The sequence below is a fragment of the Bradyrhizobium sp. WSM3983 genome (genome assembly GCF_000473045.1).
Taxonomy (GTDB): domain Bacteria; phylum Pseudomonadota; class Alphaproteobacteria; order Rhizobiales; family Xanthobacteraceae; genus Bradyrhizobium.
On sequence record NZ_AXAY01000050.1, the window covers coordinates 22430 to 29317 of the forward strand.

The 6888-nt window shown below is 63.9% G+C and carries 7 protein-coding genes; all 7 read right to left on the minus strand.

The features are described 5' to 3' along the window. Nucleotides 1-71: 71 nt before the first annotated feature. The 7 genes from YUA_RS0138995 to YUA_RS0139025 all read right to left on the minus strand — a co-directional run bounded on the left by YUA_RS0138995 (nt 72) and on the right by YUA_RS0139025 (nt 6436). Nucleotides 72-986, minus strand: coding sequence for a DMT family transporter (locus YUA_RS0138995; RefSeq protein WP_027535493.1), 915 nt, complete (start codon nt 984-986; stop codon nt 72-74). A gap of 80 nt (nt 987-1066) precedes the next feature. Continuing rightward, on the minus strand, nt 1067-1885 hold the full coding sequence (locus YUA_RS0139000) for an NUDIX hydrolase (protein WP_027535494.1): 819 nt from the start codon (nt 1883-1885) through the stop codon (nt 1067-1069). 4 nt (nt 1886-1889) lie between these two features. Further along, entirely contained in the window at nt 1890-2843 is a 954-nt protein-coding gene (locus YUA_RS0139005) for a dihydrodipicolinate synthase family protein (RefSeq protein WP_027535495.1), read from the minus strand. 119 nt (nt 2844-2962) lie between these two features. Next, nucleotides 2963-3841: an SDR family oxidoreductase gene (locus YUA_RS0139010; RefSeq protein WP_027535496.1), complete on the minus strand. Its 879-nt coding sequence runs from the start codon at nt 3839-3841 to the stop codon at nt 2963-2965. A 39-nt stretch (nt 3842-3880) separates the two neighbouring features. Beyond that, nucleotides 3881-4741: a MaoC family dehydratase gene (locus YUA_RS0139015; RefSeq protein WP_027535497.1), complete on the minus strand. Its 861-nt coding sequence runs from the start codon at nt 4739-4741 to the stop codon at nt 3881-3883. A gap of 148 nt (nt 4742-4889) precedes the next feature. Continuing rightward, entirely contained in the window at nt 4890-5279 is a 390-nt protein-coding gene (locus YUA_RS0139020; protein WP_027535498.1) for a Zn-ribbon domain-containing OB-fold protein, read from the minus strand. Beyond that, nucleotides 5279-6436 (minus strand): thiolase domain-containing protein, encoded by a 1158-nt coding sequence (locus YUA_RS0139025; protein ID WP_027535499.1) that lies wholly within the window; start codon nt 6434-6436, stop codon nt 5279-5281. The genes YUA_RS0139020 and YUA_RS0139025 overlap by 1 nt, the downstream gene beginning before the upstream one ends. Between the last annotated feature and the right edge of the window lie 452 nt (nt 6437-6888).

A 6888-nucleotide genomic window follows, 5' to 3' on the forward strand; every position in this document is an offset into this window, starting at 1 on the left:
ATACCTTTCCAATATACGCTGTATCGCCCCTCCGGGGGAACATGCCGCCGCCGGCCGGAATGGGCTGTTTTTCATGATAGTTTAGCGACGGCCGGCCACCGGGCCGGGATCGTCATGGCGGCAACGCCGAGGACGACGCAGGCCAGGCCAATCCAGGCGGTCCGGCTCAAGGTTTCCCCCAGGAAGGCGACGCTGATGGTGACCCCGATGGGGACGCGGAGATAGGCCTGGGCGGTGGTGCCGACCGAGCCGAGGGTCTGGATCAGGCGGAAATAGATCGCGAACGCGACCGCGGTCGAGAACACCGCGAGCGCGAGCAGCGCCAGGACCGAGCTCAGCGAGGGCGACAGCGCCCAGGGCCGCTCGAGCACGAGCGAGGCCGGGATCAGCACGGCCGCGCCCGCCAGCAGCGAGCCGGCAGCCGGCGCCATCGGGTCGAGGCCCTTGAAGCCCCGGCCGAAGATGGCGGCACAGGCGTAGCAGATGGTGGCGGCAACGATCGCGGCTTCCGCGACGAGGCCGCTGCCGATGTCGTGGAACGCATCGACGCCGACGATCAGCAGGATGCCGGCCATACCGGCCACCACGCCGAACAGTTTTCGCGGAGTCGTCGCCTCGTGGCGAGTGACGACGGCCGTGAGCAGGAAGGTGAATATCGGCCCGGCCGAGTTGAGGATGGTGGCAAGCGCTGCATCGACATGGCGCTCGCCCCAGGCGATCAGGGTCCAGGGGATCACGCTGTTGAGCACGGCCTGGAAGGCGAAGCGCCGCCAGGTCGGCCCATCCGTGGGCATCTTGATTCCCCTCGCCCGCATGACGACCAGCAGCAGAACGCCCGCAACGGTCGTGCGGACCGCGATCAGCGTGACCGGCGGGATGGTGGCTACGCCGAGCTTGATGAAGGTGTAGGAGCCACCCCAGAGCGTTGCGAGCGCAACCAGCAGCGCCAGCTCGACGGCGATGTTGGTGTCCTGCCGGTCGTCCATCGCATCCATCCCGTCCATTCGCGATGGACAGAACCTAGCGCATCCGCAGTCGCCAATACTTCGCTGGATGTCGAAGTGTCCTAGCCGACCGCGCCGACCTCGAACACCTCACCGTCATAGCCCGCTTCACGGGGAATGCGGAGCTGGCGGCCGGTTTCGGTTTTTGTCATGACCGGCATGACGGTGACGACGGACATGCCGCGCGCATGCTCCAGCGCGGCGTTCACATTCGGCTGCTTCGCAAGCCGGATCAGATTGCGCGTGGTTGGGAACGGCAGCTTGAAGCGGCCACTCTCGCCGCCCTCCACCGCCTCGCGCGGCGAGACCCAGATCGAATCAGTGGACTCGCGGCCGTCGTGCGCGCCGAGTTGGTCGGGCGGTGCGGCCGCCACGAAGAACCAGGTGTCGAAGCGTTTTGGCATGCCCTCCGGCGTGATCCAGTGCGCGTAGGGCACGAGCGTGTCGAGCGCGAGCTGGAGGCCGTTGTTGGCCAAAATGCTCAGGAAGCTGATTTTGTGCTCGTTGAGCGCGACGCGATGCGCATCGGCGATCTCGCCGGCGCGCCTGGCATCAACTGGCGTATTCGAGCCCTTTGACCGCGCCAGCAGGATGCCGCTTTCCTCAAACGTCTCGCGGATCGCGGCGATCCGAAAACCGCGGTCCGCTTCGCTAAGCCCCTCGCCGCCCGAATACAGGTCGGACCGCTTGACGATCTCCTGATCGCCGGCATCGACGCTGCCGCCGGGAAACACCAGCGCGCCCGAGTTGAATTCGATCTGATGATGGCGGACCATCATGAAGACTTCGACTTCGTCGCGGCCCTTGCCGTCGACCTTTGCTGCGCCGTCGCGCAGCAGGAGGATCGTCGACGCGGGACGCGATGCTGATGTCTCGGGCATTCAACTAACCTGCGGCGCTGGATTGCGGGCCGAGATTGGCGCGCTTGTCGACGCGAGCGACGCGCGACAGCAGGTAGTCGACCTCCGCCTTCGCCGCTGGCGTGATGGTCGCGCCGGGCTTGCGCTGGGCGCTGGAGGCGATGATGCCGCGCTTCTGCAGCACGTGCTTGCGCACCGCAAGGCCCGCGCCCGGCTGCTGCTCGTAGCGGATCAGCGGCAGATGCGCATCGAACAGATCATGCGCGGCATCGCGCTTGCCAGCTTTGGAGAGGTTCACGACGTCGATCAGAAGCTCGGGGAAGGCATAACCGGTCATGGCCCCGTCGGCGCCCCGCTCCATCTCGAAGTCGAGGAACATGCCGCCATTGCCGCAGAGGATCGAGAGCGGACGGAGCGAGCCGTCTCTCTGAAAGTTGCGCAACGTCGAGATCTTTTCCAGGCCCGGCCAGTCTTCGTGCTTGAGCATCACGCAGTTCGCATTGTCCATGACGATCTTGCGGATCACGGCCGGGGTGAAGATCACCGAGAGCGTCAGCGGATAGTCCTGCAGCACCCAGGGCACGTCGGGGCCGATCGCTTCGGCAGCCTGCTTGTAATAACCGACAATCTGGTCGTCGGTGCGAAGCGAGGGCGGCGGCGCGATCATCACGCCGGCCGCGCCTGCGTCCATCGAGGCCTTCGCCAGCGAGCGCATGGTGGCAAAGCCCGGCGCGGAAACGCCGACGATCACCTGCATTTTCTTGGCGCGCTTGACGAAGCGCACCGCGACCTGCTCGGCCTCGGCGGCATCTAACTTCGGCGCCTCACCAAGGATGCCCAGCACCGTGACGCCGTCGCAGCCGACCTCCTCGTAGAAATCGGTCAGGCGGTCGATCGAGCGCTCGTCAATCCTTCCGTCATCGTGGAACGGCGTCGGCGCGATTGCGAAGGTACCCTTGGCGTCGGCGGTCAGTTTCATCAGTCTCTCTCTTTCTCCGTCATTCCGGGGCGCAGCGCGAACCCGGAATCTCGAGGTTCTCAGGTGCGCAATTGCGTACCATAGTTCGATGCTTCGCATCGCCCCGGGACGACCATGGCCTAAAACCGTCGCGCGCCCATCTTGATCTGCTCCTCGGAGAAGAAGATCTCCTTGGCATGATCGGCGATGTCCCGAGCGTTCCAGCCCGTGTGGGGCGGTTTCCAGCCTTCCATTTCCATCATCCGCATTTCGCGCACGCCGCGGGGCCCGGACACGCCCAGCACCTTGCCGGTCTGGTCGCCCGACAGATCGCTCACCATGTATAGCACGGCCGGCGCGATGCCGTCCGGCCCCAGCGCCGCCAAGGGGTTCTCCTTATAGCGGGGCAGGTCTGCGGTCATGCGGGTCAGGGCCCCCGGGGCCAGCGTCCAGATCCGGATGTTGTACTTCCGGCCCTCGATCGCCAGCACGTTGGACAGGCCCCAGATGCCGCCCTTGGCCGCGCCGTAATTGGTCTGGCCGAAATTGCCGATCAGGCCCGAGGTCGACGAGGTGTTGACGATGACGCCGCCACCGTTTTCCCGCATCCAGCGAAACACCGGCATGGTGCAACAAAAGGTGCCCTTCAGATGCACCTTGATGACCTTGTCCCAATCGGACTCAGTGGCCTTGGCGAAGGTCTGGTCGCGGAGGATGCCGGCATTGTTGACCAGGATGTCGGCGCGGCCAAAGTGCTTGATGGCGTCGTCGAACACCGACTGACCGCCCTCCATGGTCGAGATGTCGGCACCGTTGGCGACCGCCTTGCCGCCCTCGGCCTTGATTGCGTCCACCACAAGCTGCGCCATCGATGTGTCGGCGCCGGAGCCGTCACGGGGACCGCCGAGATCGTTGACGACGACCGAGGCCCCTTCCCGCGCAAACAGTTTTGCGTAGGCCTCACCGAGCCCCCCGCCCGCGCCGGTGATCAGCGCAACCTTGCCGTCGAGTAGTCCCATGGTGGCTTCTCCCTTGTTTTTGTTGTTTCGAAACCGTCCCTAACCCAGCACCGTCTTTCCGTTCTTGATCACGGTGACGCCGCGCGAGTTCACCTTGGCTTCGAACGAGATCGTGTTGCCGTCCTTCCAGAGGTCCATGGTCACGGTCTCGCCGGGATAGACCGGCGAGGAGAACCGCGCGACGTGCTGGCGGAACGCGCTGGCGTCGTAGTCGGCATAGGTTTGGAGCACGCCGCGGCAGGTGATGCCGTAGGTGCACATGCCATGCAGGATCGGACGCGGGAAGCCGGCCTTCTTCGCAAACTCGGGATCGCTGTGCAGCGGGTTGCGGTCGCCACAGAGGCGATAGACCAGCGCCTGGTCCGGACGCGTGACGATGTCGATGGTCTTGTCGGGCGTGCGCGACGGAATCTTGTGCGGATCGGGCTGAGCCAGGTTCGGCCCGCCAAAGCCGCCATCGCCACGGGCGAAGCGCGAGGCGACGAGTGTCGCGAGCTTCTCGCCCTTCTCGTTCTTCAGCACCGTCTGGTGGCTGATCACAACGCCCTTGTCCTTGCCCTTGTCGTAGGCCTCGACCACGGAGGAGTCGGCCGTGATGTTCGCAGCGACCGGCAGCGGCTGGTGGAAGGTGATGTCGCGCTCGCCATCGACCACCATGACGCGGTTGAGGTTCATCTCGCCCGGGCCCGAACCCCAAGCGGCGACGGAGGCAAAGGTCGGCACCACCTTGAGCGGCCGCGGCGTGAGCGTACCTTCGTTGACGAAAGCGAGCTCGTTCTCGTCCATGGGATCAGCGCCGAGGCCGATGCCATACGCATAGAGCATCACCTCGCGATCGCCGTAGGCATATTTCTGGCCGATGTTTTTCAGGCCTTTGAGTTCTTCGTATCTGGCGGACATTTTGTTTGTTTCCTCCCGGTGGCTCTCATCCTCATGGTGAGGAGGCGCTCTTGCGCCGTCTCGAACCATGAGGATGCCCGAAACGCTTTCTTGTCGTGGCCATCCTTCGAGACACTTGCTTCGCAAGCTCCTCAGGATGAGGACTGTCCTACGCCGGCGTGAAGAACGGCAGCGGTGCGCCGTCAGTCGGCTTGAACACTACTTTCACCTTCTGGCCGATCTTCAGCTTCTCAAGATCGCAGTCGACGAAATTGGTCTGCACCGACGGGCCTTCCTTCAGCGTGACGTAGCCGATGGCATAAGGACCGGTCGGCGACTTCCGCATCAGGCTCCAGGTGTAGATCGTGCCCTCCCCCGACGCTTCTTCCCACACCGTCTTGTCGGAGTAGCAGAACGGACAGATCGAGCGCGGGAAGTAATGCGCTTCGCCGCACGCCGTGCAGCGCTTGATCATGAACTTGCCGTCCTTCGCCGCGTCCCAGAACGCTGCGGTCTCGGGGTTCGTGACCGGGGCCGGATATTTCTTGGCTTCACTCATCACACGCGCTCCAGAATGGCCGTCGAGGCGGCGTGGCGAACGCCCAAAAGGCCGCCGGTGCCATGGGCGATGGCGAGATCGCAATTCCTGACCTGCACCTTCGGATGCGCCTCGCCGCGCAACTGCCTGACGGCCTCGATGATCTTGGTCATGCCGCCGCGGTTGACGGGATGATTGCTGCAGAGGCCGCCGCCATCGGTGTTGAACGGCAGCTTGCCGACACCCGAGATCAAATTGCCGTCAGCGACGAACTTGCCGCCCTCGCCCTTCTTGCAGAAGCCGAGGTCCTCAAGCTGCATCAGCACGGTGATGGTGAAGCTGTCATAGATCGAGGCGTATTTGATGTCCTTCGGCGTGATGCCGGCTTCCTCGAACGCGCGCGGACCGGACCAGATGCCGGCCGAATAAGTGAGGTCGAGATCCTTGCCACCGCGCGGGCCCTTCATCGCCTCACCATGGCCGATCAGCTTGACCAGCGGCTTCTTCAGGCTCTTGGCGATCTCGGGCGTCGTCACGATCAGCGCGCCGCCGCCGTCGGAGACGACGCAGCAATCCATGCGATGCAGGGGATCGGAGATCATCGGCGAGTTCAAGACGTCCTCGACGGTGACGACGTCCTTGAGCATCGCATGTGGATTGTATTGCGCGTGATGCGAGGCCGCGACCTTGATCCAGGCGAGCTGCTCACTCGTGGTGCCATAGTCGTGCATGTGGCGCATGGCACACATGCCATAGGCATTGTGCGTGGTCGCGCCGTAAGCGGACTCGAAATCGACCTCGGCGCCGGCCGCGCGCGGCGGCATCGCCCCGGTGCGCGGCTTGCCGGCGAGCGTGATCAGCGCGATCGAGCACTTGCCCGCCGCGATCGCCTCAGCCGCATGGCCGAGATGGATGATGTAGGAGCAGCCGCCGGTCTCGGTGGAATCGACGTGGCGAAGTTTTTTGGTGTTCAGGCCGAGATAGTCGACCATCGGCCAGGCACCGCCGGGCGCGTCACCCGCGCAGAAATAGCCGTCGACGTCGTCCTTGGAGAGCCCGGCATCCTCGATCGCACCCTTCGCGACCTCGGCGTGCAGCTGGGCGGTTGATTTGTCCGGCGCATGCCGGGTCGGGTGTTCATAGATCCCGGCAATGTAGGCCTTGCCCTTGATGGTCAAAACAGAGGTCTCCGCTCGCGTTTCTTCTTGGCTCTTTTTTCTGAACCGCAGTGGCCTGATTGGCAAGCGCGGAAATATTCCGTCGGGCGAGAGGGCAGCGGCTTGGCGCAAGTGGACGTCCCGTTTATCCCTGCGTCGTCATTGCGAACGCAGCTTCGCGAAAACAACCCCATGCACAGTAGAACGGCGGTTGATTTCAAACAGGAAATCGTAGGGTGGGTTAGTCTTACTGAGTCATTCGGTCGCGGCCGCGGTGGGCGGAGAATCAAATATTTGAGGAGATTCAATATTTGGCATGCGGAGGGCCAGATGGATCTCAATCAGGGTGAAAGCAGCGGGGCACGGTTTGCGGCCTATGTAGCTGGGCTTGGAAGTGTGATCGGTCAGGCAGTGCGGATGAGGCCGCTGCGTGACTATTGCACCGGCTTGATATTGCCGGGCGAACGTAAGAG

Excerpts from the sequence above, each read along its gene's own strand:
- YUA_RS0138995 (WP_027535493.1), bottom strand. The coding sequence starts at position 986 with ATGGACGACCGGCAGGACACCAACATCGCCGTCGAGCTGGCGCTGCTG.
- YUA_RS0139000 (WP_027535494.1), bottom strand. The coding sequence starts at position 1,885 with ATGCCCGAGACATCAGCATCGCGTCCCGCGTCGACGATCCTCCTGCTG.
- YUA_RS0139005 (WP_027535495.1), bottom strand. The coding sequence starts at position 2,843 with ATGAAACTGACCGCCGACGCCAAGGGTACCTTCGCAATCGCGCCGACG.
- YUA_RS0139010 (WP_027535496.1), bottom strand. The coding sequence starts at position 3,841 with ATGGGACTACTCGACGGCAAGGTTGCGCTGATCACCGGCGCGGGCGGG.
- YUA_RS0139015 (WP_027535497.1), bottom strand. The coding sequence starts at position 4,741 with ATGTCCGCCAGATACGAAGAACTCAAAGGCCTGAAAAACATCGGCCAG.
- YUA_RS0139020 (WP_027535498.1), bottom strand. The coding sequence starts at position 5,279 with ATGAGTGAAGCCAAGAAATATCCGGCCCCGGTCACGAACCCCGAGACC.